Annotated in this window: 24 protein-coding genes; 20 read left to right on the top strand and 4 right to left on the bottom strand. The window is 43.8% G+C overall.

Annotated elements, in window-relative coordinates; genetic code table 11:
• Positions 1-57 precede the first annotated feature (57 nt).
• The 4 genes from M1D65_RS15480 to M1D65_RS15465 all read left to right on the top strand — a co-directional run bounded on the left by M1D65_RS15480 (position 58) and on the right by M1D65_RS15465 (position 3,587).
• On the top strand, positions 58-1,230 hold the full coding sequence (locus M1D65_RS15480) for an iron-containing alcohol dehydrogenase (RefSeq protein ID WP_032726782.1): 1,173 nt from the start codon (positions 58-60) through the stop codon (positions 1,228-1,230).
• A 111-nt stretch (positions 1,231-1,341) separates the two neighbouring features.
• Entirely contained in the window at positions 1,342-2,694 is a 1,353-nt protein-coding gene (locus tag M1D65_RS15475) for a glucose-6-phosphate isomerase (RefSeq protein ID WP_003243401.1), read from the top strand.
• Positions 2,695-2,752: 58 nt separating this feature from the next.
• Positions 2,753-3,124 (top strand): hypothetical protein, encoded by a 372-nt coding sequence (locus tag M1D65_RS15470; protein ID WP_015251349.1) that lies wholly within the window; start codon positions 2,753-2,755, stop codon positions 3,122-3,124.
• A gap of 58 nt (positions 3,125-3,182) precedes the next feature.
• Positions 3,183-3,587: a YugN-like family protein gene (locus tag M1D65_RS15465; protein WP_003228878.1), complete on the top strand. Its 405-nt coding sequence runs from the start codon at positions 3,183-3,185 to the stop codon at positions 3,585-3,587.
• Here the strand turns inward: M1D65_RS15465 and kbfO are convergent.
• Positions 3,584-4,570 carry a potassium channel protein KbfO gene (kbfO, locus tag M1D65_RS15460; protein WP_003228881.1) on the bottom strand — a complete coding sequence of 329 codons (987 nt, stop codon included), beginning with the start codon at positions 4,568-4,570 and terminating at the stop codon, positions 3,584-3,586. The two genes, M1D65_RS15465 and kbfO, sit on opposite strands and share 4 nt — an antisense overlap.
• The gene (gene mstX / locus M1D65_RS15455; protein WP_021480479.1) at positions 4,567-4,899 is read right to left on the bottom strand and encodes a biofilm formation protein MstX; all 333 of its coding nucleotides are present in this window, start codon (positions 4,897-4,899) and stop codon (positions 4,567-4,569) included. The genes kbfO and mstX overlap by 4 nt, the downstream gene beginning before the upstream one ends.
• A gap of 46 nt (positions 4,900-4,945) precedes the next feature.
• Between mstX and M1D65_RS15450 the strand changes: the two genes are divergently transcribed.
• The 7 genes from M1D65_RS15450 (at position 4,946) to M1D65_RS15420 (ending at position 10,036) form a co-directional block, all read left to right on the top strand.
• Complete coding sequence (locus M1D65_RS15450; protein WP_015483620.1) at positions 4,946-5,209, top strand: membrane protein; 264 nt, start codon at positions 4,946-4,948, stop codon at positions 5,207-5,209.
• A gap of 41 nt (positions 5,210-5,250) precedes the next feature.
• Complete coding sequence (locus M1D65_RS15445) at positions 5,251-5,928, top strand: zinc metallopeptidase (RefSeq protein WP_003228889.1); 678 nt, start codon at positions 5,251-5,253, stop codon at positions 5,926-5,928.
• 43 nt (positions 5,929-5,971) lie between these two features.
• The gene (locus M1D65_RS15440) at positions 5,972-7,261 is read left to right on the top strand and encodes a hemolysin family protein (protein ID WP_009968059.1); all 1,290 of its coding nucleotides are present in this window, start codon (positions 5,972-5,974) and stop codon (positions 7,259-7,261) included.
• A 126-nt stretch (positions 7,262-7,387) separates the two neighbouring features.
• Entirely contained in the window at positions 7,388-9,052 is a 1,665-nt protein-coding gene (locus M1D65_RS15435; protein WP_032726780.1) for a glycoside hydrolase family 13 protein, read from the top strand.
• 25 nt (positions 9,053-9,077) lie between these two features.
• Positions 9,078-9,212 carry a hypothetical protein gene (locus tag M1D65_RS15430; RefSeq protein ID WP_003243642.1) on the top strand — a complete coding sequence of 45 codons (135 nt, stop codon included), beginning with the start codon at positions 9,078-9,080 and terminating at the stop codon, positions 9,210-9,212.
• Positions 9,172-9,570, top strand: a complete 399-nt coding sequence (locus M1D65_RS15425; RefSeq protein WP_032726779.1) for a secondary thiamine-phosphate synthase enzyme YjbQ — start codon at positions 9,172-9,174, stop codon at positions 9,568-9,570. Before M1D65_RS15430 ends, M1D65_RS15425 begins: the two co-directional genes overlap by 41 nt.
• 211 nt (positions 9,571-9,781) lie before the next feature.
• Positions 9,782-10,036 (top strand): hypothetical protein, encoded by a 255-nt coding sequence (locus M1D65_RS15420; RefSeq protein WP_003244393.1) that lies wholly within the window; start codon positions 9,782-9,784, stop codon positions 10,034-10,036.
• Between the two features lie 13 nt (positions 10,037-10,049).
• Here the strand turns inward: M1D65_RS15420 and M1D65_RS15415 are convergent, their stop codons facing one another.
• On the bottom strand, positions 10,050-10,787 hold the full coding sequence (locus M1D65_RS15415) for a protein-glutamine gamma-glutamyltransferase (RefSeq protein WP_003228904.1): 738 nt from the start codon (positions 10,785-10,787) through the stop codon (positions 10,050-10,052).
• 157 nt (positions 10,788-10,944) lie between these two features.
• Between M1D65_RS15415 and mcpB the strand changes: the two genes are divergently transcribed.
• The 9 genes from mcpB to rhaA all read left to right on the top strand — a co-directional run bounded on the left by mcpB (position 10,945) and on the right by rhaA (position 25,446).
• Positions 10,945-12,933, top strand: coding sequence for a methyl-accepting chemotaxis protein McpB (gene mcpB / locus M1D65_RS15410; protein ID WP_456270613.1), 1,989 nt, complete (start codon positions 10,945-10,947; stop codon positions 12,931-12,933).
• Between the two features lie 176 nt (positions 12,934-13,109).
• Positions 13,110-15,098: a methyl-accepting chemotaxis protein TlpA gene (gene tlpA / locus M1D65_RS15405; RefSeq protein WP_003243846.1), complete on the top strand. Its 1,989-nt coding sequence runs from the start codon at positions 13,110-13,112 to the stop codon at positions 15,096-15,098.
• Between the two features lie 122 nt (positions 15,099-15,220).
• Positions 15,221-17,209: a methyl-accepting chemotaxis protein gene (gene mcpA, locus M1D65_RS15400; protein ID WP_456270612.1), complete on the top strand. Its 1,989-nt coding sequence runs from the start codon at positions 15,221-15,223 to the stop codon at positions 17,207-17,209.
• A 113-nt stretch (positions 17,210-17,322) separates the two neighbouring features.
• Positions 17,323-19,311 (top strand): methyl-accepting chemotaxis protein TlpB, encoded by a 1,989-nt coding sequence (gene tlpB / locus M1D65_RS15395; protein WP_456270611.1) that lies wholly within the window; start codon positions 17,323-17,325, stop codon positions 19,309-19,311.
• A gap of 138 nt (positions 19,312-19,449) precedes the next feature.
• Positions 19,450-21,519, top strand: a complete 2,070-nt coding sequence (locus M1D65_RS15390; RefSeq protein ID WP_456270610.1) for a bifunctional aldolase/short-chain dehydrogenase — start codon at positions 19,450-19,452, stop codon at positions 21,517-21,519.
• A gap of 56 nt (positions 21,520-21,575) precedes the next feature.
• Positions 21,576-22,352, top strand: a complete 777-nt coding sequence (rhaR, locus tag M1D65_RS15385) for a rhamnose catabolism operon transcriptional regulator RhaR (RefSeq protein ID WP_009968057.1) — start codon at positions 21,576-21,578, stop codon at positions 22,350-22,352.
• Between the two features lie 4 nt (positions 22,353-22,356).
• Positions 22,357-23,814: a rhamnulokinase gene (gene rhaB / locus M1D65_RS15380; protein WP_456270609.1), complete on the top strand. Its 1,458-nt coding sequence runs from the start codon at positions 22,357-22,359 to the stop codon at positions 23,812-23,814.
• A gap of 17 nt (positions 23,815-23,831) precedes the next feature.
• Positions 23,832-24,146, top strand: coding sequence for an L-rhamnose mutarotase (gene rhaM / locus M1D65_RS15375; protein ID WP_021480470.1), 315 nt, complete (start codon positions 23,832-23,834; stop codon positions 24,144-24,146).
• A 25-nt stretch (positions 24,147-24,171) separates the two neighbouring features.
• Entirely contained in the window at positions 24,172-25,446 is a 1,275-nt protein-coding gene (rhaA, locus tag M1D65_RS15370; RefSeq protein WP_043940183.1) for an L-rhamnose isomerase, read from the top strand.
• 40 nt (positions 25,447-25,486) lie between these two features.
• Here rhaA and iolU read toward each other — a convergent pair whose 3' ends face one another.
• Positions 25,487-26,473: a scyllo-inositol 2-dehydrogenase gene (gene iolU / locus M1D65_RS15365; RefSeq protein ID WP_041850599.1), complete on the bottom strand. Its 987-nt coding sequence runs from the start codon at positions 26,471-26,473 to the stop codon at positions 25,487-25,489.
• Between the last annotated feature and the right edge of the window lie 123 nt (positions 26,474-26,596).

The raw sequence follows: 26,596 nt of genomic DNA, 5'->3' as shown, positions 1-26,596 counted from the left end.
CAACTTATGTTACAATGGAAAATCTGTTTTTTACCAGCATCATTTGGAGGTTTTACTATGGAAAATTTCACTTATTATAATCCGACAAAGCTGATTTTTGGAAAAGGTCAGCTTGAACAATTAAGAAAAGAATTCAAACGATACGGCAAGAATGTACTGCTTGTTTACGGGGGCGGCAGCATTAAACGCAACGGCCTTTATGATCAAGTCACAGGCATTTTAAAAGAAGAGGGCGCTGTTGTTCATGAGCTGTCAGGTGTAGAGCCGAACCCGCGTCTTGCGACAGTGGAAAAAGGCATAGGACTTTGCAGAGAGCATAACATTGATTTTCTGCTTGCTGTCGGCGGAGGCAGTGTGATTGACTGTACAAAGGCAATCGCAGCTGGCGTCAAATACGATGGCGACGCTTGGGATATTTTCAGCAAAAAAGTAACAGCGGAGGATGCGCTGCCGTTTGGCACTGTTTTAACGCTTGCTGCGACAGGCTCTGAAATGAACCCTGATTCCGTGATTACAAACTGGGAAACAAACGAGAAATTTGTATGGGGCAGCAATGTCACTCATCCGCGTTTCTCTATTTTAGACCCTGAAAATACGTTCACCGTTCCAGAAAATCAAACAGTATACGGCATGGTTGACATGATGAGCCACGTATTCGAACAATACTTCCACAATGTTGAAAACACGCCGCTTCAGGATAGAATGTGCTTTGCTGTTTTGCAGACGGTCATCGAAACAGCTCCTAAGCTTCTTGAAGATCTGGAAAACTACGAACTTCGTGAAACGATTTTGTATGCTGGTACTATTGCTTTAAACGGCACGCTCCAAATGGGATACTTCGGTGACTGGGCTTCTCATACAATGGAACACGCTGTTTCAGCTGTATATGATATTCCGCACGCGGGCGGTTTGGCAATACTGTTCCCAAATTGGATGAGATACACGCTTGATACAAATGTAGGCCGCTTCAAAAACCTCATGCTCAACATGTTTGACATTGATACTGAAGGCAAAACAGATAAAGAAATTGCGCTTGAAGGAATCGATAAACTGTCTGCGTTCTGGACAAGCCTCGGTGCACCTTCTCGTCTTGCTGATTACAATATTGGAGAAGAAAAGCTTGAGCTGATTGCTGATATCGCAGCCAAGGAAATGGAACACGGCGGCTTCGGCAACTTCCAAAAATTGAACAAAGATGACGTGCTTGCCATCCTTCGCGCGTCTCTATAAACTCAAAGGGCGGAATCCAGTCATTCCGCCCTTTCTTCTTGACTTGATTTCACAGATAAGTTCATATAAAGTGAAAGATGAAAACATTATACCGTTATGGAGGGACAAGCAATGACGCATGTACGCTTTGACTACTCAAAAGCGTTGACTTTCTTCAACGAACATGAACTTACATATCTGCGGGACTTTGTAAAAACAGCACACCATAATATCCATGAAAAAACAGGCGCGGGCAGCGATTTTCTAGGCTGGGTGGACCTCCCTGAACATTATGATAAAGAAGAATTCGCGCGCATCAAAAAAAGTGCGGAAAAAATTAAATCTGACTCTGATGTCTTGCTTGTTGTCGGCATTGGCGGTTCTTATCTTGGAGCGCGGGCAGCGATTGAAGCGCTGAATCACGCGTTTTATAACACTTTGCCAAAAGCAAAACGCGGCAATCCGCAAGTGATTTTTATCGGGAACAACATCAGTTCATCTTATATGAGAGACGTCATGGATCTTCTTGAAGATGTTGACTTCTCTATTAATGTGATTTCTAAATCAGGTACGACAACTGAACCTGCAATCGCTTTCCGTATTTTCCGCAAGCTTCTTGAAGAGAAATACGGTAAAGAAGAAGCGAAAGCGCGGATTTATGCAACAACTGATAAAGAGCGCGGCGCATTAAAAACGCTTTCTAACGAAGAAGGCTTCGAATCATTCGTTATTCCTGACGATGTCGGCGGCCGTTATTCAGTTTTAACAGCTGTAGGTCTCTTGCCGATTGCTGTCAGCGGCGTCAACATTGACGACATGATGAAAGGCGCCCTGGATGCGAGCAAAGATTTTGCAACATCTGAACTGGAAGATAACCCAGCATACCAATATGCGGTTGTTCGCAATGTCCTTTATAATAAGGGCAAAACAATTGAAATGCTCATCAACTACGAACCGGCGCTTCAATACTTTGCGGAATGGTGGAAGCAGCTGTTCGGAGAAAGCGAAGGGAAAGATGAGAAGGGCATTTATCCTTCTTCAGCGAACTATTCAACAGACCTTCATTCTTTAGGCCAGTATGTACAAGAAGGCCGCAGAGATTTATTCGAAACGGTCCTGAACGTAGAGAAGCCTAAACATGAACTGACAATTGAGGAAGCGGATAACGATCTTGACGGCTTGAACTATTTAGCCGGTAAAACTGTTGATTTCGTTAACAAAAAAGCATTCCAAGGTACAATGCTTGCCCATACAGACGGAAATGTTCCGAACTTAATCGTTAACATTCCTGAGCTGAATGCATATACTTTTGGATACCTTGTATATTTCTTCGAAAAAGCCTGCGCGATGAGCGGTTACCTCCTTGGCGTCAATCCGTTTGACCAGCCTGGTGTAGAAGCGTATAAAGTCAATATGTTTGCGTTACTCGGCAAACCTGGCTTTGAAGAGAAAAAAGCAGAGCTTGAAAAACGTCTGGAAGATTAATGTGAGAAAGCTGACTGGCATTTGCCGGTCGGCTTTTTATAAAATCAGAAAGGTGCTGATGTTCATGAAACAATTGGTTAAACATCTCATCATTGCCGGTTTTTCTGCAGCTATTTTAAGTTTCCTTATCTCCTTTGATGCCGTGTATACAGAGTTTTCTTCAAGCTTTGGCGGCACGCTGTCACATTTTTTCATCCACGCCTTTCTTCTCATTGGTTTGCCGCTTGCCCTTTTTACCGATGCGGTACATCGGATTTTGCATTTAAAACGAACCCATACTCTTTTCACTAAATTAGGACTCTATGCAACGGTTGTTTATGTGTCTTGGGATTCAGCTGTATGGCTTGCAGCGGCAATGGCTGTTTACTTCTTAATTGAATGCGCTTTCTTTTCTGTTGGCCGCGCGAAAGAAACAACGATTTCCATGTAGGCGCTCTGAATGAAGTCTTGTTCGGCGGGACAGGATAAGTGAAAAAAGGGGCATTCTGATGATACCAATACCTTCCGCGATAGATGGGCAGTCTTTTCTGCTTCAAGAACTGGAACAAGTGATGAAGCCGCTCGGTTATGTGATAAACGGCGGCTGGGAATACGATCATGGCTACTTTGATTATAAAATTGATGATAGAGACGGCTATTTATTTTTAAGAATTCCCGTCAATGCGGTACAGGGCAGTCTCGATGAACGAGGGGCGGCCGTCCGGATCGGAACGCCATTTATGCTGAGACAGGTGTTTCAGGCGGATGTTGACGATCACGCCGAGGGAGGGCCTTTCCAATCACTGTTTAATCAATTTTCCGAACCGGAAAGGCGGGACGCGGAAATTGATCCGGCATTTTTGGATATCGGCGCCTCTCTCGTGAAAGAATTGGAGGATGTTCTGTTACACTAAATGGCAAGGAATTGATCTGTTTCGAGCACCTTGTATGTAAGAGGAGGGGAAAGCATCGGCCCCTCCTTTTTTTGTACGCCTATAATTGTTGTGTTGTGATCAAGGAAATAGAGAACACAGGTTTTGTAAGCCGCTCCCTTTAGTTCGTCAGGAACAGCAAGAAGCTCCACATGCTGATCAAGTGTGAGCTTGATTCCGTTCTGCTGTTTAGACGGCCGTAACTTGACTTGGTAATGCTGCAGCATCGCCCGGCTGATAAATTCTGAAGTTCCGATGATTTGGTTTGCGCCTGCCCGTTCCGCATTGGTGACAAAACGGTCAGTTAAAATCTCGACGATGCAGTAAGCAAGGGGATTAAGACCTTTAACAGATAAAAGAGTCAGCACTGACAGCATATCAGCATCAGTTTCACTTTTATACTGATCGGCAGTAATCATCACTGATTCCGCTTCAGTAATATTGGCCCGTTTCAGTGTCCCATCATCGGCAGCGTGCCCGCGTATGAAATGAACGTTTTCAATAAGCGGGCCTTCTGTTAAGGATTCATCGATTAGTACGACTGTTTTGGAAGGGGCGGCAAGCTGAAGGTCCTTCAAAAGCCGGTTTGTTTTTTCATTCCACCCGATCAGAATGATGTGGTCCCGGCCTTTGTAAGCAACTTTTCCTTCAATGTAGCGATGCTGTCTGCTGAATGCGGCCGCTGATAACGTAGCGAAATACGCTGTGACAAAGCTTGCTCCGCTCAAAATCAGCAGTATTCCGGCTGCCTGTCCCAGCGGCGTGTGCGGCACATAGTCTCCATAACCGACTGTAGAAACCGTAACGACAGCCCACCAAATGCCTTCGAATACCGAAGTGAACTGCTTAGGCTCAAGTATATAAATGATTTGGCCGAACAAAAGAATCAGACATAAAATAATAACCCCGATTCGGATAAATAACGGCCACCTGAGCCATGAAATAAATATCCGATTTGATTTCATTCTTTTTCTCCTTCTTCAGATACTGAGATGGATAAAATCTGTTTAATAATTGTATTTAATTTCTCATTTAGCTTTTCCTGGCCGTACTTATCTCGGGCCTGCTTCATTAACTCGGCTGTATCATCATCAAGCTGAATAAGCGGTTCATCAATTTCCGATTCATTATACAGCTGGATAAACGCGTCCAGTCCTTCATTCATTCGGTCGATTGCTGTGCTCAGCTGTTCCTTTTCCTCACTCGTCACTTTCATAGCTTCCATCACACCCGTGCTTTTTTCTAACAGTATGTCCCACTTCCGGTGATGTTTTTCAAAAAATGTACAAAACATATAAAACCGGATTTCTCCATAAACTAAAACAAAAAGGATGAAAAAGATGACGATCTTTCAAAGAACGATCGTGGTTTTAATCGGTACGCAGCTGGCGGCATCCGCGGTGATTTTGTTTATTTTCGATTTGAATTCCTATAATCACTTTTCCGGAAGCTTCTCCTGGCTTCATTTTCTGAAAGAACTGGCCGGCAGTTTCGCCTTTTATTTGTTTTCAGCAGGCCTGTTCTTTTTGCTGATTGGATTGTGTGCTCCAAGCCGGAAGAAAAAGCGCATTTCTGTACACGGGAAAGAAAACTCATTAAAATAATCGTAATAGAGAAATGATCATGGAAAAAGGATGATGAAAAAATGCTGTTTATATTTTTAACAATAGCCGCATTGGGATTGTCGTTTTGGGCACAATTTAAAGTAAAGAGCAACTTTGAAAAATATTCAAAAGTGGAAGCCTCAAGCGGACGTACAGGGGCAGAAACGGCAAGACGGATTTTAGATATAAACGGTCTTTACGACGTGCCGGTCGAACCGGTAAGAGGCACTTTAACAGACCATTACGACCCGACAAGACGGGTGGTGCGTTTATCTGAGCCGGTCTATTACGGCCGCTCAATTTCCGCCATATCCGTAGCTTCCCATGAAGTCGGACATGCCTTGCAGCATCAGGAGTCATATGGTGCGCTTGTGCTGAGACATAAAATCTTCCCAGTCGTGAATTTTGCATCCGGTGTAGCTCCTTTGCTTTTCTTAGGAGGCATGCTTCTCGGCAGCCTGAATTTGATCGGGCTTGGCATCATACTGTTTTCAGCGGCTGTCTTTTTCCAGCTGATTACATTGCCTGTCGAATTCAATGCAAGTTCACGTGCGAAGCAGATTATTGTGTCAGAAGGATTCATCCGAAACAATGAAGAAAATGGGGTAAATAAAGTGCTGAGTGCTGCTGCCTTAACGTATGTGGCCGCCGCCCTGGTTTCCCTGTTTGAACTACTTCGTTTTGTGATGATTTTCTTAAACGGTCGTGATGAGAATTAACGTTAAGGAGGTGGCCCCTTACCATTTATGGTAAGGGCTTTTTTTGCTTATTTTACAATTGATCGCCATTTTTGTTTTGATTGGCATTACGGCTGTTTTCGTTGCAGCGGAATTTGCGATTGTCAAAATCAGAGGTTCAAAAATCAATCAGCTCATCGAAAGCGGTGACAGCCGAGCACTAGCCGCACATAAAATCATCTCCAATCTTGACGAGTATTTATCAGCCTGCCAGCTCGGGATTACGATTACAGCCCTCGGCCTTGGGTGGCTTGGTGAACCTACATTTGAACGTTTTCTTCATCCCTTATTTACAATGACAGGCATACCGGAACCGTTTAACCACATTGTCACATTTGTAGTTGCATTTATCATCGTCACTTTTTTGCATGTGGTGATGGGGGAGCTTGCCCCGAAAACGGTTTCTATTCAAAAAGCTGAAGCTGTAAGCTTATGGATTGCAAAGCCGCTGATCTGGTTTTATAAAATCACGTACCCGTTTATTAAAGCATTAAACGGCTCTGCAAGTTTTCTTGTGAAATTGTTTGGCTTTCATTCGGTAAAGGAGCATCAGGTTGTCATCAGCGAAGAGGAACTAAGGCTGATCCTTTCTGAAAGCTATGAAAAGGGAGAAATCAATCAGTCTGAATTCCGCTATGTAAATAAGATTTTTGAATTTGACAACCGGGTAGCGAGAGAGATTATGATTCCGCGGACAGAAATTGCGGTTATCTCTCTGGAGCAGTCGCTTGAAGAGGCAATTCATCACATCATTAATGAACGGTATACACGCTACCCTGTCATCAAAGATGACAAGGATCATATTTTAGGGATCATCAACAGCAAAGATATGTTTAAAGCTTATTTTCTCGGCCAGCCGATAAAGCTGAATCAAATCATGAGGCCCGTTATCAGAGTCATTGAAAGCATTCCTGTTCAGCAGCTTTTAATCCGCATGCAGAAGGAGCGGATTCACATGGCGATTCTCGTAGATGAATACGGGGGAACGGCGGGGCTTGTCACTGTAGAGGATATTATAGAGGAAATCGTCGGGGAAATCCGCGATGAGTATGATCAGGATGAAACACCGCACATCCTGAAAAAGGGCGAGCACCATTATGTGATGGATGGAAAAGCGCTAATAGACGAAGTGAATGACCTTCTCGACATTGCGATTGAAAATGAAGAAATTGATACGATTGCAGGCTGGCTTCTAACGCAAAAAATGGAGCTGAAAGCAGGGGATGTGATACATGCGGAGGGCTGTGAATTTAAAATCCTCGACGCCGAAGATCATCACATCCGTTTTGTAGAAATTAAAAAAACTGATTTTTAATAAAAAACAGCCGGGGAACGAACGGCTGTTTTTTATGTCATCAAGTCATTTCTTAAAAAGCAATGCTGTGTAGCCTTTTTTCTACATAGGATATATAAGACCGGTACACTGGGAAGGAGTGGCTGTATGAAAAAGGCTTGGTGGAAGGAAGCCGTTGTTTACCAAATTTACCCCCGCAGTTTTAAAGATTCAAATGGCGACGGAATTGGGGATATTCAAGGAATCAGATCCAAGCTTTCTTACATAAAAGAGCTGGGCGCTGACGTCATATGGATTTGCCCGCTGTATGACTCACCGAATGCTGATAATGGCTATGATATCCGGGATTATCAAAACATATTAAGCGAGTTTGGCACCATGGAAGATTTTGATGAACTGCTTGGTGACATTCATGATCTGGGGATGAAGCTGATTATGGATCTCGTTGTGAACCACACAAGCGACGAACATCCATGGTTCATAGAATCCCGTTCATCCATACACTCGGAAAAGCGCGACTGGTATATTTGGAAAGACGGCAAAAACGGAAAAGCGCCCAACAATTGGGAAAGCATTTTCGGCGGGCCGGCTTGGGAGTATGATCAAGAGACAAGCCAGTATTATCTGCACCTTTTTGATAAAAAACAGCCTGATTTGAATTGGGAAAATGAACAGGTGAGGAATGCCGTTTATGACATGATCAATTGGTGGCTTGATAAAGGAATTGACGGATTTCGGGTGGATGCCATTACGCATATTAAGAAAAAAGAAGGGCTTCCCGACATGCCGAATCCAAAGGGGCTGGACTATGTCCCTTCCTTTCCTTATCATATGAATGCTGACGGCATTATGGATTTGTTAACAGAGCTGAAGGAAAACACATTTTCCCGCTATCCGATTATGACAGTTGGTGAAGCAAACGGCGTCGCTGCAAAAGAAGCAGCTGATTGGGCTGGAGAAAAAAACGGCATATTCAGCATGATTTTTCAATTTGAGCATCTCGGCCTGTGGGATGTAGAGATCAATGAAAGTATTGATATCGTTGCATTTAAACGAATTTTAACTGACTGGCAGGACAGTCTGGAAGGGATCGGCTGGAATGCTTTGTTTATGGAGAATCACGACCAGCCCCGTTCAGTTTCTGTGTGGGGAGACGACGGAGTGTACCTGAAAGAAAGTGCAAAAGCGCTTTCCGCTGTTTATTTTCTCATGAAAGGCACACCGTTTATTTATCAGGGACAGGAACTCGGGATGACGAACGTGGCTTTTCCATCTATTGAGGACTATGATGATGTCGCGATGAAACGCCTGTATGAAACAAAAACAGCGAAAGGCACATCACACGAGGATGTGATGAAGATTGTCTGGAAAAAGGGAAGAGACAATTCGCGAACGCCGATGCAATGGAATGCTGGTCCATACGCCGGATTTTCTGAGGCCAAACCGTGGATCGGAATCAATGAGAATTACAAATGGCTGAATGCCGAGGCGCAAAAAAACGATAAAACATCCGTTTACCATTTTTACAAAAGCTTGATCAAGCTGCGCCAAACATATGATGTTTTTATTAACGGGACATACGAGCTCATTTTACCGGAAGATCAGCAAATCTTTGCATATCTTCGGAAAAACGAGAGCCATACTGCACTGATTGCGGCCAATCTGACAGGAACACCGGCGTTGTTCAGGCACTCTGGATTGCCATTGTCATCAGATGCACTCGTCTTGTCAAATATTGAAACAGAGCCGCACAAGCATATGACATCAGTACTCTTAAAGCCGTATGAAGTAAGAATATATCTATGGTGCTAAACTCCAGCCTTAGACTGGAGTTTTTTTGTTTTATCGGGTTTATGAGAGCGGTTTAACAGGAAAAAAAAGAACACAGAACGAATTAAGCGATGAGAGCGGACAAACGAAAGGAGAAACAAATGCTGAAAACACTGCAAATCAAAACAACCAAACGAGATGAAATGATTGATATCACCCGGGAGGTGGAAGCATTTCTTCAAGAAACAGGTATAACGAGCGGCGCAGCGCTGATTTACTGTCCGCATACGACTGCGGGCATTACAATTAATGAAAATGCCGATCCGGACGTCAAAAAAGATATGCTCAGAAGGTTTGATGAGGTATATCCGTGGGAACATGAGCTGGACCGCCATATGGAGGGCAATACAGCTGCACACATGAAGTCGAGTACGGTCGGAGCTTCACAGCATGTCATTGTGGAAAACGGCCGGCTCATTCTTGGAACGTGGCAGGGCATTTATTTCTGCGAATTTGACGGCCCTCGTACCCGGACATGCTATATCAAAATAATGGGATAATAGGCTGTTTTTTATGACAAAAGCATGATCGCTGAACAAGCGCCGATAGCCGGAGCCGGAGGGCTTGTCACAATGCGAAATAAAAAGCGAGGGAAAGAGACACGCGCCTCACCCTTTGTTTTCAGGAAAGCCTGCATGAGGGATAGTCAATCAATGGATGTAAACGTACCGAGCTTTGCCGAACGTAACTTGATAAACTGAGGTGACAGATATGAACATTCTTCAATATTCTTATAAAAAAAGAGGGAAAATTGAGTTTGTATTTGAAGGCTGGCCTCACTCAAAAGTTACAATGGTTCCTATCAAAGGCTACTATTTTGTCCGCTTTATCAAATGGAGCAGCCAGGATCCAATCGTGACAAGAAATGACCTTGAAAAAATGGAGTGGGCTGCGAACCAATATTTCGGCACAGCCCCCTTCTATCGAAAACGAAAGGCATTTGAAACCCCATCGTCCGGAAAATAGGCGATGGGGCTTTTTAGCGGACGATGCGGAAAAGAGACGGAACATCCAGTCTGGTCGCCTGAGACAGAAGGTAGGCTGACTGTAAGGCTCCTTTTTTCCTAAAAGAATTCAGCTTATCAATAATTTGCTTTCCGTTTAAGATTCCAAGACCATGGGCAAAATATTTATCTTCCCCCAGTAAAATCACATTTTCGCCTCTCCATTGCGCCTTTTGCGGATCAAATTCAGGATTCTTAAAATACAAACAATCTCCAAGGAAAAAGTGGTGTCCTGTTTCCGTATAGATCGGCAATTTCTCATAATGCCAGTCATATAAAATAATTCTGTCAAAGCTGGCATTGAATTTATCTTCTCCGATTGTATCGATTAAGGCCAAGTAATAAATGATAACGATTGCGGTTGCGCATTCAAACGCATAAAACGGGCCGTTCTCTGCAATGTCACGAATCGCTTTTGAAGGCGGCATTCTGTATTTCAGCTCCAAGGCGCCCTCCGGTGAAACCCTCCAATACGTTGTATTCCCGTATGTTTTTAAAAAAGTGGCAAACTTCGCCCCGCTTTTGTGCAGCGTCTTTGCCGCTGCTACAATATTCATCCGCAGTTTAAGCTCAAACATCAGTTCAGCAATTGAATGATAATCAAACTGAACAGGCGTCTCAATCATCTCTTTTAAGAGCGGATTCAGATTTTGATCAATCTGCCAATTTTCAATATCCTGGGGACGGAGCAATTGTCCTGATACAATAATCATGTTTAGCCCCCCTTGTTTTTTATAAGATATGCAAAGAGCTTGGGCAATGAAAGTTAAAAAGGCAGAAGACAGCCAAAAAGAACTTCTTCCATTTTTTATTTTAAAACTTTTTTAAGCAGCCGATATATACTGTATCAAACCTGAAGGAGCAAGTGACATGAAGACTTTTATCAATTGGCTGAAGAAACCGTCTATTTCAAAGAAATTAATCGTCTCATTTATTGCGATTCTCATTATCCCTATTCTTATATTAGAATTTAGCTCTTACCGAAGCGCCAGCGGAAAGCTGGATCAGGAAATTATGGGAAATGCGAAAAACAGTGTCGATACATTTAATACAACTGTTACAAATGATCTGGGAGAAAAAGCGAAAGCAGTCACCTTTTTCAGTGAATCTCTTAAAAGATCCGCATTCAAAGGGAAATCGAATCAAGAAGAGATCAAAGCTAAATTTTCACAATATGTATCTATTAATCAAGGAGTAGCCAGAATTTATGGGGGCGCAGATAACGGCACTTATGTACAAGCGCCAAAAGAAAAATTGCCGGAAGGATACGACCCGAGACAACGGCCTTGGTACCAGGATGCGATGAAGGCCGGCGGTGAAATTGTCGTGACAGATCCTTACGTGGCTGCGAGTGACGGAAGCATGGTCATTACCATTGCACAGGAGCTGAAGGACGGATCTGGCGTTGTCGCCATGGATATTACCATTGATAAATTGTTAGAACAAATGAAACAAATCAAGGTCGGAAAAGAAGGTTATGCTTTCATAGCAACAAAAAACAAAACCTATGTCGCTCACAAGAACCATAAGGCTGGAGAAAAGCTTTCAGGCGACTGGGTAGCCAAAATGTATGCGAATGACAGCGGTGAACTCCAGTATACTCTTAATAACGAAGATAAAAAGATGACCTATACTACAAACGAACTGACTGGTTGGAAAATAGCCGGCACAATGTATATGGATGAAATTAAGGATGCCTCAAAGTCTGTGCTGACAACAGGAATGATTGTGCTGATTGCTTCCATTGTGGCAGGCGGAATTTTAATTCTATTTATCGTTCGTTCGATTACAAAACCGTTAAAACGTCTTGTTCAATCATCGAAAACGATCAGCAGGGGGGATCTGACCGAAACGATCGAAATTCATTCAAAGGATGAGCTAGGGGAGCTTGGGGAAAGCTTCAATGAAATGGGACAATCTCTCCGCTCTCTGATCAGCGCTATTCAGGACTCGGTGAACAATGTGGCCGCATCTTCCGAACAGCTTACCGCATCTGCCGGGCAGACGAGTAAAGCCACCGAGCATATTACGATGGCGATTGAGCAGTTCTCAAACGGAAACGAGGAGCAAAGCGAAAAGGTTGAATCCAGCTCTCATCAGCTGAACTTAATGAATGAAGGACTCCAGCAAGTCTCACAAACATCGTCAGATATTACAAAGGCATCTATCCAATCAACGGAAATCGCCGGAACGGGTGAGAAGTTTGTGCAGCAGACAGTCGGACAAATGAACTCGATTAATCAATCTGTTCAGCAGGCTGAAGCTGTTGTCAAAGGCTTAGAAGGAAAATCAAAAGACATCACAAGCATTTTGAGAGTCATCAACGGAATCGCTGACCAAACAAATCTGCTTGCACTAAATGCAGCCATTGAAGCGGCGCGTGCCGGAGAGTCAGGACGCGGCTTCTCTGTCGTAGCGGAGGAGGTGCGCAAGCTGGCTGTCCAATCAGCCGATTCAGCGAAAGAAATCGAAAAGCTGATCCAAGAAATCGTCGCAGAAATCGACACCTCTCTTCACATGTTTAAAGAGGTCAATCAGGAAGTACAGTCCGGACTTGTTGTCACAGACAATACAAAAGATAGCTTCCAGAGCATTTTCAGCATGACAAACGAAATCGCGGGCAAGCTGCAGACGATGAATTCCACCGTCGAGCAGCTGTCAGACCGTTCACAGCATGTTTCAGCAGCAGTCAGCGGCATTGCAGACGTGTCGAAAGAAAGCTCGGCAAGCATCCAGGACATTGCCGCATCAGCTGAAGAACAGCTTGCTTCCATGGAAGAAATCAGTTCCTCAGCGACGACTCTTGCGCAGATGGCAGAAGAGCTTCGCGATCTGACGAAACAATTTAAAATCGAGTAAAAACCGAAAAACAGCGCTATCAAAGCGCTGTTTTTTTATATGGTAAACAATAATAAAGTCCTAGTTTAACAGGTGAATTTAGAACTATTTTTCATTTTTTCCTCCATTTTCAATGTAATTTAAAGGAAGATCCGCCGATATAATTTGTAAATTATTGAAAGAAGGTTCAAAAGGAAATGAAAAAAACACTCACCACTATTCGCAGATCATCAATTGCAAGGAGACTTATTATTTCTTTCCTGCTGATCTTAATTGTTCCGATAACCGCCCTTTCGGTTAGCGCTTATCAATCAGCAGTTGCCTCACTTGATGTACAGATGACGCAAAGCGCAAAGGAAAATGTTCAGATATTAGATCACATCATTGATGATAAAATCAGCACGACTGAAAAAAGCCTCGCATATTTCAGCGATTGGGCTACAGCAGAAAAATTTCAGGATAAAAAGAAAACAGAGCTGAAACAGGAATTTAAACAATTTATCCAAATGAATGATAATGTCGCTGCGGTATTTTCAAGCGGCAAAGACGGGGACTTCACACGTTATCCGTACGCTGACATGCCAAGCGACTTTAATGCTTTGGAACGAGATTGGTACAAAGAAGCAATGGCCAATAAAGGCAAAACAATTGTCACTGAGCCTTATGAATCGATTTCATCAGGAAAAATGGTCGTCACCATCGCCCGTCAAACGGTGGATGGGTCAGGCGTTGTCGCCATTGATATGAAAATTGATGACTTAGTCACTACCGCGAAAGGAATCAATATCGGAAAAGAAGGCTATGCTTTTATTTTGAGCCAAAACAAGAAAGTCATCGCCTACTCCGGAGAAAAAGCGGGAACAGAGCTAAAAGGGGACTGGGTTGATAAGCTCTACAAGGATAAAAGCGGGGACTTTGAATATACGTACAAAGGCAAAAAGAAAAAAATGGCATTTGCAACAAGCCAAACAACAGGCTGGAAAATCAGCGGCACGATGTATGCAAACGAGATTCACGATGCTGCAAGCAGGGTTCTGATCATGGCTTCAATCGTTCTGGCGATTGCCATCGGAGCTGGAATGACGGCGATTTATTTTGTGATTCGATCCATCACAAAGCCATTGAGACGCATTGTCGCATCCGCTGAAAAAATTAGTGAAGGCGATCTAACCGAAACGATTGAAATCAATTCAAAAGATGAACTCGGCGTTCTGAGTGAGAGCTTCAATCATATGGCACACTCGCTTCGCTCGCTCATTCACGGGATCAAAGACTCAGTAGAACACGTTGCCTCCTCGTCTGAAGAGCTGACTGCATCGGCAGACCAGACAAGCAGAGCCACTGAGCACATTACGATGGCTATCGAGCAATTTTCAAACGGCAGTGAAAGCCAAAGCGAGAAAATAGAAACGACAACCGAACAAATTAATGAAATGAATGACGGATTGGCAGAGCTGGCGCGGGCTGCAGCAGTGATTACAGAAACATCCGCAGATTCAACCGAAGTGTCAAGCAAAGGGGAGACACTCGTCCAGAAAACAGCCGGCCAAATGAACACAATTGACCATTCCGTAAAAGCAGCGGAACAAGTGGTGAAAGGGCTGGAGATCAAATCAAAGGATATCACGAATATTTTGCGTGTCATCAACGGCATTGCGGATCAAACCAATCTTTTGGCTTTAAATGCCGCCATTGAAGCTGCCAGAGCGGGTGAATACGGCCGGGGCTTCTCAGTCGTCGCTGAGGAAGTGAGAAAGCTCGCGGTACAGTCGGCTGACTCAGCAAAAGAAATTGAATCGCTGATCAGTGAAATAGTAAAAGAAATTCACACATCACTGAACGTGCTTCAGTCCGTAAACAAAGAAGTTGAAACAGGGCTTGTCATGACGGATGAAACTAAACAGAGCTTCAAACATATATCGCAAATGACCAATCAAATTGCTTCCGAGCTGCAAAACATGAATGCGACGGTTGAGGAGCTGTCAGCGGGAGCTCAAGAAATTTCCGCAGCTTCAAATGATATCACAGCCATTTCTAAGGAAAGCTCGGATGGCATCCAAGATATCGCCGCTTCAGCTGAGGAACAGCTGGCTTCCATGGAGGAGATTAGTTCATCTGCACTGACGCTTGAAAGAATGTCTGAAGAACTCCGTGATCTGACAAAACAATTTAAAGTAGATAAATAATAGGTCTAAAATACTATTTATTTATGGGAAATTAGTTACTTTTGTTAAATTTCTTCTTTTTTGCTGTATATATTTACCCATTTCCAGCCGATATGAAGGGTAGCATAAAAAAGGAGAAATGAATGATGAAAAAAATACTCCAACTCATAAAACAAAGATCAATTACACGGAAGCTTCTCGTTTCCTTTCTGTCGATCCTCATCATACCGGTTGTCATATTGGCGATCTTTGCGTATCAATCGGCTAGCAGCTCACTCGACAGACAGATGATGGGGAGCGCATTGGAAAATGTACAGCAATTAAACGAAATCATTAACACCAGCATCGGCGAAAAAGAAAACAGTGCTGATTATTTCAGCGAATGGCTGACAAAAGAGAAATACAATGCAAAAAGCAATGCAAGCATTGCAGAGAAATTCTCACAATATATCAGCCTTAACAAGGATGTAGAATCCATTTATACAAGCGACACAAAAGGACACTTTACCCGCTATCCGGATCTTCCGATGCCAAGCGGCTATAATCCGGTTGAACGCGACTGGTACAAAAAAGCGGTTGCAAATAAAGGGAAAGTCGTGATCACAGACCCTTATAAAACCGCGTCGACAAATACGATGGTTGTGACAATCGCCCAGCAGACAAAAGATGGTTCAGGCGTTATCGCAATCAACATGACGATTGAAAATCTGCTGAAAACAACCAAAAAAGTCAACATCGGCACACAAGGCTACGCATTTATCATGACGAAGGACAAAAAAGTTGTCGCACACCCGAATGAAAAATCAGGAACTGAATTAAAAGGCGACTGGCTCGATAAGATGTTGAGTGCTGATAAAGGCGATTTTCAATACACCATGGATGGCGATAAGAAAAAAATGGCCTTTGACACAAACAAGTTGACGGGATGGAAGATCGGCGGCACCATGTATTTGGATGAAATCCATGAGGCAGCCCAGCCTGTCCTACACCTTGCTTTAATTGTCTTGGCCGCAGCTATTATCATAGGGATTATCGTCATGACTTTGATCATTCGGTCGATTACAACACCGCTGAAACAGCTTGTCGGTTCCTCTAAGCGGATCAGCGAGGGAGATTTGACGGAAACCATTGATATCCGTTCAAAAGATGAATTGGGCGAGCTTGGCAAAAGCTTTAACAATATGGCATCGTCACTTCGTTCTCTCATACACGCCATCCAGGATTCCGTAGATAATGTTGCCGCTTCCTCTGAGGAGCTCACTGCATCAGCTGCGCAAACGAGCAAGGCAACAGAGCACATTACATTGGCGATTGAACAATTTTCTAACGGCAATGAAAAACAAAACGAAAACATTGAAACGGCAGCAGAGCACATTTATCAAATGAATGACGGGTTGACGAATATGGCTCAAGCTTCTGAAGTGATCACTGATTCATCTGTTCAATCGACAGAAATTGCAAGTGAAGGCGGCAAGCTTGTTCATCAAACCGTCGGCCAAATGAATGTCATTGACAAGTCCGTTAAAGAAGCGGAGCAAGTCGTACGCGGATTGGAAACGAAATCGAAAGATATTACAAACATTTTGCGTGTGATCAACGGCATCGCAGACCAGACGAACCTGCTTGCCTTAAACGCAGCAATTGAAGCAGCGCGCGCAGGCGAGTACGGCCGCGGCTTCTCCGTTGTAGCGGAAGAAGTAAGAAAACTGGCAGTACAGTCAGCAGATTCAGCAAAAGAGATTGAAGGATTAATCATCGAAATTGTGAAGGAAATCAATACATCACTCGGCATGTTCCAATCTGTCAATCAAGAGGTGCAGACAGGACTTGACATCACAGATAAAACAGAAATGAGCTTCAAACGCATTTCTGAAATGACGAACCAAATCGCCGGCGAACTGCAAAATATGAGTGCGACGGTTCAGCAGCTTTCTGCCAGCTCCGAAGAAGTTTCGGGAGCGTCTGAGCACATTGCATCGATTTCAAAAGAAAGCTCAGCGCATATACAAGATATCGCGGCGTCAGCTGAAGAGCAGCTAGCTTCCATGGAAGAAATTAGCTCATCTGCAGAGACCCTTTCCTCTATGGCGGAAGAGCTTCGGGATATGACCAAACGATTTAAAATCGAATAATAAGCCTTAACACCCAAGCTTGTTGCGCTTGGGTGTTTTTTTTAGTTTTTTTATTAAACCTTTTATCCTAGTTTGACGATATTAGATTTATCTTAAAGGAGGAGTCAATAAGAATGGGAAAATTCATACAATGGATCAAACAGCCATCGATCAGCAAACCGCTAATCGCTGCGTTTCTGGCAGTGCTTATTTTGCCGGTTGGGGTTTTAGCATATTTCAGTTATCAATCAGCTTGGAACGCGTTAGACAGAGAGCTCATAAGCAGTGCGAAGGGAAATGTTGAAGAACTAAACAGTACGCTGCAAAATAAATTAGAAGATAAAGTAAAAGCAATAGATTATTATAGTGAGACAGTTGATAAAGACATATTGTTAGGCAAAAACAAAACATTACTGAAAGAGAAATTTAAGCAGTACACGACACTTAACGACGATGTAGGCGCAATCTATGCTGCCTCAGAAGATAAGAAGCTTTATAAATATCCGGATAGCGGTGTTCCGAAAGGCTTTGATCCGACAGGACGTGACTGGTACAAACAGGCGGTTGCGGAAAAAGGACAAGCTGTTTTCTCAGAACCGTATACCGATGAAGCGACAGGAGATATCGTTGTCACAATTTCAAAACAATTAAAAGACGGTTCAGGGGTTATAGCGCTAGATTTAAACCTGGATGAAGTGCTTACTGCATCAAAAAGAATCAAAATCGGAAAAGAAGGCTTTGCATTTATTACGACAGGCAACAAAAAATATATCGCCCATCCGACCATTAAGCCGGGGACAACCGGTTCCGGCGATTGGACAAACCAAGTATATTCCAAAAAAGAAGGCTCATTTGAATATACATTCGAAGGCAAAGAAAAGAAAATGGCCTTTACGACAAATAAACTGACTGGCTGGAAAATCGCGGGCACATATTTTGTCAGTGAATTGCAAGATGCTTCAAGCCCGGTGCTGAACACTGCGGTTATCATTCTATGCGTGTCAATAGTAATCGGCGGCATACTCATACTCTATATTATCAGTGCTATCACCAAGCCGTTAAGAAAACTTGTCTCAACGTCTGCAAAAATCAGCAGCGGAGATCTCACAGAAGTCATTGACATTCACTCGAAAAACGAGTTTGGCCAGCTTGGCGAAAGCTTTAATGAAATGTCTGCATCATTGCGTTCTGTAATCGGCGTTATTCAAACGTCTGTAGAAAACGTCGCTTCATCTTCTGAGGAGCTGACAGCAAGCGCAGCCCAAACAAGCAAGGCAACTGAACATATTACACTTGCCATCGAACAGTTCTCAGATGGCAACGAGGCACAAAGCGAGAAACTGGAAACAAGCTCAAATCATCTTTCTCAAATGAACGAGGGGATTTCAAAAGTGGCTCAAGCCTCTTCAACCATTACGAAATCATCGATTCAGTCCTCTGAGGCAGCGGGCAGCGGAGAAAAGCTGGTGGAGCATACAGTCGGCCAGATGAAAACAATTGACCAATCCGTTCAAAAAGCGGAAGCGGTTGTGAAGGGCCTTGAAACAAAATCGCAAGACATCACAAGCATCTTGAATGTGATTAATGGCATTGCTGATCAAACCAACCTGCTTGCATTAAATGCTGCGATTGAGGCGGCAAGAGCGGGAGAATACGGAAGAGGTTTCTCAGTAGTTGCGGAAGAGGTTAGAAAACTTGCTGTACAATCAGCAGACTCCGCCAAGGAAATTGAAGGATTAATTCAAGAGATTGTCAGGGAAATCAGCACCTCACTTTCAATGTTCCAATCCGTGAATCATGAAGTGAAAGAAGGCTTGCAGATTACGGATCAAACAGCAGAAAGCTTTAAACAAATCTATGAGATGACAACCCAAATTTCCGGCGAATTGCAAAACTTGAACGCGACGGTTGAACAACTGTCAGCCGGATCACAGGAAGTGTCAAGTGCTGTTGAAGATATTTCTGCAGTGGCGAAAGAAAGCTCAGCAGGCATTCAGGATATCGCAGCTTCGGCGGAAGAACAGCTTGCGTCCATGGAAGAAATCAGCTCTTCAGCGGAAACGTTGGCAAACATGGCGGAAGAACTTCAGGACATTACGAAGAAATTTAAAATAGAATCATAATGAAACGAGAAAGCGGCATATCTGCTGCTTTCTTTTTTTTGTTAAAAATCAAAAATAAACAAAAACGATTCAAAAACAAACAGAAATCATATATAATGAAAACGGATACAAATAAAAGGGTATGGAGGAATATCAAATATGGTGAAACATATATGGGATTCAGAGCGAGCTGCACAGCTGCCTAAAGGTGTAGAGGAATTGGTGTACAGGTCCAATCTGATCGGGTCAGACCGCACTGTCTGCAACTGGGGCGGGGGGAATACATCTATGAAAACAACGGAAAAGGATTTTAGAGGCCGTGAAATAGAAGTCATGTGGGTAAAAGGAAGCGGTTCGGATTTGGCAACAATGAAAGCGCATAACTTTTCCGGTTTGAAATTAGATGATATCCGCCCGCTGATTAAAAGGGACCAAATGCCCGATGAAGAAATGGTAGACTACCTGTCTCATTGTATGACAGACAGCAAACATCCCCGCCCTTCAATTGAAACGCTATTACACGCTTTTTTGCCATACAAACATGTTGACCATACCCATCCAGATGCGATTATCAGCATATGCTGTGCGGATAATGGAAAACAAATCGCTGAAGACATTTACGGAAATCGGTTTGTATGGGTGCCATACGTCCGTCCTGGATTTACTTTGTCTAAAATGATCGCTGAAGGCGTAGCAAACAATCCCCACGCCGAGCTTGTATTAATGGAGAAACACGGCTTAGTCACTTGGGGAGAGACGTCTGAAACATGTTATCAAAAAACGATATCCATCATTCAAGAAGCCGAGCAGTATATTAACGATCGTATCAATCAGCATGAGGTATTCGGAGGCAAAAGGTATCAGCCGCTGCCGGAGGATAAAAGAAAACAAATCTTGGCAGGCATCATGCCTGTGATCAGAGGAGCAGTAAGTGAAGAAAAGAAAATGATCCTTTCCTATGATGATCATGACGATGTCTTGGAATTTGTAAACAGTGTCCAAGCGCCAGCACTTTCGCAAATCGGTGCGGCATGCCCGGATCACCTTGTTCACACAAAACGGGTTCCGCTGTACATTGATTGGAATCCGGAAACTCAAGATGTGCACAAGCTTGCAGATCTGATCAAGTCAGGAGTCGAGACCTTTACATCAGAGTACCAGGCTTACTTTACACGCAATCAGCAGGATGGGGATCAAATCTTTGAATCCGCCCCGCGGGTGATATTGATTCCTGGAATCGGAATGGTGAATACAGGAAAAAGTTATGCGATGTCTAAAGTAAGCGGGGATTTATATCGGAGGGCCATCGCCGTAATGAAAGGAGCAACCGCTCTGGGGCAATTTGTTTCTTTACATGAAAATGAATCCTACCATGTCGAATATTGGCCGCTCGAACTATATAAACTCACGCTGGCCCCGCCGGAAGCAGAATTTTCCCGAAAAGTAGCGTTGATAACTGGAGGAGCCGGCGGAATCGGCAGTGCAGCATGCCGCCGATTTGCAGCTGAGGGAGGGCACGTGATCGTAGCTGATCTGAATATAGAAGGTGCACAGAAAATTGCCGGGGAAATAAACGATGCGTACGGAGAAGGGCGTGCAATGGCTGTCAAAATGGATGTGACAAAGGAGGAAGACGTACAGTCAGCTTTTGAACGAGCGGCGCTTGCTTACGGCGGCATTGATATCGTCGTCAATAATGCCGGGCTGGCCACATCAAGCCCATTTGACGAAACAAGTCTAAAAGAATGGAATCTTAATATGAATGTTTTAGGAACAGGCTATTTCCTTGTAGCCCGTGAAGCGTTTAAACAGATGAAACATCAAAATAGAGGCGGAAGCATGGTATTTGTCGGATCGAAAAATTCGGTTTATGCGGGAAAAAACGCCTCTGCCTACAGCTCTGTTAAGGCGCTTGAAACCCATTTAGCAAGATGCATCGCAGCAGAAGGCGGAGAATTCGGCATTAGGGTCAACTCCGTTTTGCCTGATGCAGTTCTTCAAGGATCGGCAATCTGGGGTTCAAGCTGGCGTGAGGAACGAGCCGCGGCGTACGGGATTGAACCGGATCAGCTGGAGGAGCATTACCGGAAACGGACAGCATTGCTCGTCAATATTTACCCGGAGGATATTGCCGAAGCCATTGCATTCTTCGCTTCTTCCAAAGCCGAAAAAACAACGGGCTGCATGATCACGGTAGACGGCGGCGTCCCTGCTGCTTTTACGCGTTAGATATATGCTATGATAAAAATATAAGACGGACTACGATATGAGGAAGGGCGTTACCGATGCTAGTAGCAGAACGGCAGCAAAAAATAGTGGAAATAGTAAATATGCGTTCAAGCATCCGCGTTTCCGAATTAAGTGACATATTTTCAGTCACAGAGGAAACCATTCGGCGTGATCTTGAAAAGCTTGAAAAAGAACATAAACTCAGCCGGAGCCACGGAGGAGCGGTCAGTATTCAGCAGAAGGAATCAGAAATTCATTTTTCTGAACGGGAAATCACGAATGTCATCGAAAAAAAAGCCATCGCTCACGAAGCGGCCAAATATGTAAAAAGCGGAGACCGAATCATTCTCGATGCAAGCACAACCGCTTGGTACATGGCAAAAATACTCCCTGACATTGAGCTCACCGTGATTACAAACTCAATGAAAGCAGCTATTGAACTCAGTAATAAAGAAAACATATCAGTCATTTCAACAGGCGGCATTTTGCTGGAAAAATCATTATCATTTGCCGGCCCGTTAGCAGAGCGTTCACTTGAGACCTATCATGTCAATAAAACCTTTCTGTCATGTAAGGGATTTGACGTACACAACGGGATGAGTGATTCAAATGAGTGGCAGGCGCTGCTCAAAAAACGGATGATCGAAAGGTCGGACCAGACCATTTTGATGGCCGATTCAAGCAAATGGGGGAACCGCGAGTTTTCACATATAGCCTCGCTGCAAGATGTCAGCCGCCTTATTACGGATTCTGGACTTGATCCGGCATCGGTAAAAGCTCTTGAGGACAAAAAGGTGAAGGTGACAGCTGTTCCTCTTTCGAAGAGAGGGTGAAAAAATGATTTATACTGCCATTGATATAGGCGCATCAAGCGGGAGAATCATGGTAGGTGAACTGAATGAAGGGAAGCTTGACATACAAGAGATTCACAGGTTCGCTAACGGTTTCAGTCAAAGAGACGGGCATTGCTTTTGGGATATTGATCATTTGCTAAAACAAATCCTGCAAGGACTGCAAAAAGTAAAGACGCTTGGGTATGAACACTGCACCGTAGGCATTGATACATGGGCAGTCGATTATGTCTTACTGGACGAAAAAGGAGATCGGTTGCGGGAAGCAATCTCCTACCGTGATAGAAGAACAGATCACACAATAGACAAACTGGAACATACCCTCTCAAAAGCCGCAATTTATCAAAAAACAGGAATACAATTTCAGCCTTTCAACACGATCTATCAATTGTTTGAAGAAGACCGTGAGCTGCTGAAAAAGACAGACAAAATTATGATGATTCCTGATTATTTAGGCTATTGTTTAACCGGAAAAGCTGTAACGGAAATCACAAACGCGTCCACAACACAGCTTTTAAACGTCTCAACGGGAAATCTTGATCCTGAATTGCTTGAAGCCGTGTCTGTTCTGGAACAGCAATTTGCGCCGCTCACTGAACCGGGGTGTGAACTCGGGAAGCTAAGAAATGAGTGGTTCCCGGATTATGATCTCCCGGCGTGCAAGGTGATGACAGTCGCAACACATGATACGGCCTCGGCCGTCATCGCGGCGCCTGGTGTAAGTGATGGCTGGGCGTATATCAGCAGCGGAACATGGTCGTTAATCGGGGTTGAAAACAAAACACCGATAATAACTGATCTTGCTTTAGAAAACAACTATACAAATGAACGCGGCGCAAACAACACCATTCGCTTTCTCAAAAACATTATCGGCATGTGGGTGATACAAGAAGTCAGACAGCAGTTACAAGCAGATTACTCTTTCCAGCAGCTTGCAGAAGAAGCCGAAAAAACAGAACCATTCCAGCAATTTATAAACTTAAATGATAAACGTTTCCTGAATCCAGAAAACATGATAAAGGAAATACAACATTATTGCGGACAAACCCGCCAAAAGATTCCCCGTACTGCAGGCGAACTTGCCTGCTGCATCTACAGCAATTTAGCCATCATCTATGCGATAGCCATCAAAGAGCTCGAAACAATCACAGAAAAACCGATCGAGCAATTTCATATCATCGGCGGCGGAGCCCGGAATGATTTCTTAAATCAATTAACGGCAGACATGAGTGGAAAAGCGGTATATGCAGGGCCGATAGAGGCAACTGCCACCGGAAATCTTTTGATGCAAATGATTGCTGCCAAAGAAGTCAAAGACATAAAAGAAGCCCGGCAAGTCGTCAGAAATTCCTTTCCGATCAAAGTGTTTACACCTAAAGACATTGACAGAAGCACCATCATTCAGTCCTTTCAGCAAACCGTTTTGAAAGCGCTATCTAAATGATGAAGAGGTGAAAAGGTTTGAAAAGAAAAGCCAGTATCATGTTTGTCCATCAAGACAAGTACGAAGAATACAACCAGCGGCATGATGACATTTGGCCAGAGATGGCAGAAGCACTCAAAGCTCATGGAGCACACCATTATTCCATTTTTCTAGATGAGGAAACAGGCCGGCTTTTTGCATATTTAGAAATAGAGGATGAAGAGAAATGGAGAAAGATGGCGGACACGGAAGTTTGCCAAAGATGGTGGAAATCGATGGCGCCATTAATGAAAACAAATTCGGATTTCAGTCCTGTTGCGATAGATCTAAAGGAAGTTTTTTATTTGGATTAAAAAACTGATAAAGGGAGAGAGCCGTATGACCATAAAAGCCAATTATGACAGTGCAAAACAGGCATATGAAAAATGGGGAATTGATGTTGAAGAGGCGCTTCGGCAATTAGAGCAAGTGCCCATTTCGATCCATTGCTGGCAGGGTGACGACATTGAAGGCTTTGAAGTAAATAAGGGCGAGCTTTCAGGCGGAATTGACGTGACTGGCAATTATCCCGGAAAAGCGCAAACTCCTGAAGAATTAAGAAGAGATTTGGAGAAGGCTCTTTCTCTCATTCCTGGAAAGCACCGCGTAAACCTGCATGCGATATACGCAGAAACAAACAGGGAAGCGGTAGAACGTGACGAATTGAAGCCGCAGCATTTTGAAAACTGGGTGAAATGGGCAAAAAACCTTGGTCTCGGTTTAGATTTTAATCCAACCTTGTTTTCGCATGAGAAAGCGGCTGACGGACTCACCCTTTCACACCCTGATCCGGACATCAGAGAATTTTGGATCAGGCATTGCATCGCTTGCCGCCGTATCGGGGAATACTTCGGGAAAGAATTAGGAACACCTTGCTTGACGAATATTTGGATTCCCGACGGCTATAAGGATATCCCGAGTGATAGGCTGACACCGCGTAAAAGACTAAAAGAATCACTGGATCGGATCTTCTCAGAGGAGATCAGTGAACAACATAATCTTGATTCAATCGAGAGCAAGCTGTTCGGGCTTGGCTCCGAATCATATGTTGTCGGATCTCATGAATTTTATTTAGCTTATGCTTTGACGAATCATAAGCTTTGTTTACTTGATACAGGCCATTTCCATCCGACTGAGACGGTATCGAACAAAATCTCGTCCATGCTGCTTTACACAGACAAGCTTGCCTTGCACGTATCGCGGCCTGTTCGTTGGGATAGCGACCATGTAGTGGTTTTGGATGATGAATTGAGAGAAATCGCTCTTGAAATTGTACGAAATCATGCTCTTGAGAAGGTCGCCATCGGTCTGGATTTTTTCGATGCCAGCATTAACCGTGTAGCCGCCTGGACCATCGGAACGAGAAATATGATCAAAGCTTTATTGTATGCCTTGCTTCTCCCGAACGGATATTTAAAACAATTGCAGGAAGAGGGCCGCTATACAGAAAGGCTGGCCCTGATGGAGGAATTCAAAACATATCCTTTCGGAGCCATCTGGGATTCCTACTGTGAGCAAATGGGCGTTCCGGTAAAAGAGGCATGGCTTCATGACATCAAAGAATATGAGCAACAGGTGCTTTTAAAAAGGAAGGCATCTTCTCCGATTGTCTAATAAAAAATCCGCCGCGGCATTTGCACGCGGGCGGATTTTTTTAAGCTTGATCAGCAGGGTATACAATCCCCATTTGCTTTCTTGCTTCTTCCATAATTTTTGCGGTGGTCAAAGACCGTTCAAATGTATTTTCTTCAGATTCCAGCTTATTCTCTTTTATGAGCGTGACAAATTCTTCTGCTTCATAGAACATCGCCGGTTTAGGATCAGGGATCGCGATGTTTTCAAGGCGGCCGTCCCGGTAGCGGATTTCAACACGTTCAGGCCGGTGAATCGTATCGATTACAATCGTCCCGTCTTCACCCTGGATTTCAGCCGGGGCATAGGAAGTAGAGATTTTGGAATGCATCAGAACAGCTTCGAACCCGTCGTAAGACAGAATGACAGTTCCTTCTCCGTCCACTCCGGAGGATAAAGCATATCCGTTTGCTTTTACATCCTTCGGCTCGCCAAACAACACAACAGCCGGATAAATACAATAGACGCCAATATCCATTAATGACCCATTGGAAAGCTCAGGCTGAAACGCATTCAAAACAGTTCCGCTTCTGAACGCGTCATATCGTGAGGAATACTGGCAGTAGCTTGCGGTAAATCTGCGGACAGTGCCGATTTTATGCAAGTGTTTTTTCAGCTCTTTGAAATTCGGCAGGAAAGTGGTCTTCATTGCTTCCATGAGAACAACGCCGTTTGCCTTAGCCGCTGAGATCATCTCTTCTGTTTCTTTTGTATTCGAAGCAAACGGCTTCTCACAAAGCACATGCTTGCCATGGTTCATAAAGAGAACGGCTTGTTCCTTGTGAAGAGCGTTCGGGCTCGCTATGTATACGGCATCAAAGCAATCGCTCGCCGCCATTTCCTGAAGGTCTGAGAAGGCATGCGCAGCGTTGTGTTTAGCAGCAAACTCGCCAGCGCGTTCAGCCGATCTTGAATAAACAGCAGTCAGCTGAAAATCTTCGATATCCGCTGCTGACTCAAGAAAGCGGTCTGTAATCCAGTTGGTTCCTATTATTGCAAAACGTATCACTCGTATCGCTCCTTTTGTATGATATAGCTAAATTATAGCTTAAAAAGAACAAAATCACATGATAGATATAAATAGAATGTTAAAACCGAGAAAGCTTTTCCAGCAATTAACGGTTTTTATTTT

Source organism: Bacillus sp. JZ39 (genome assembly GCF_053903145.1).
The sequence above is the reverse complement of the archived record's forward strand: the minus strand, read 5'-3'. Positions and strand labels throughout refer to the sequence as shown.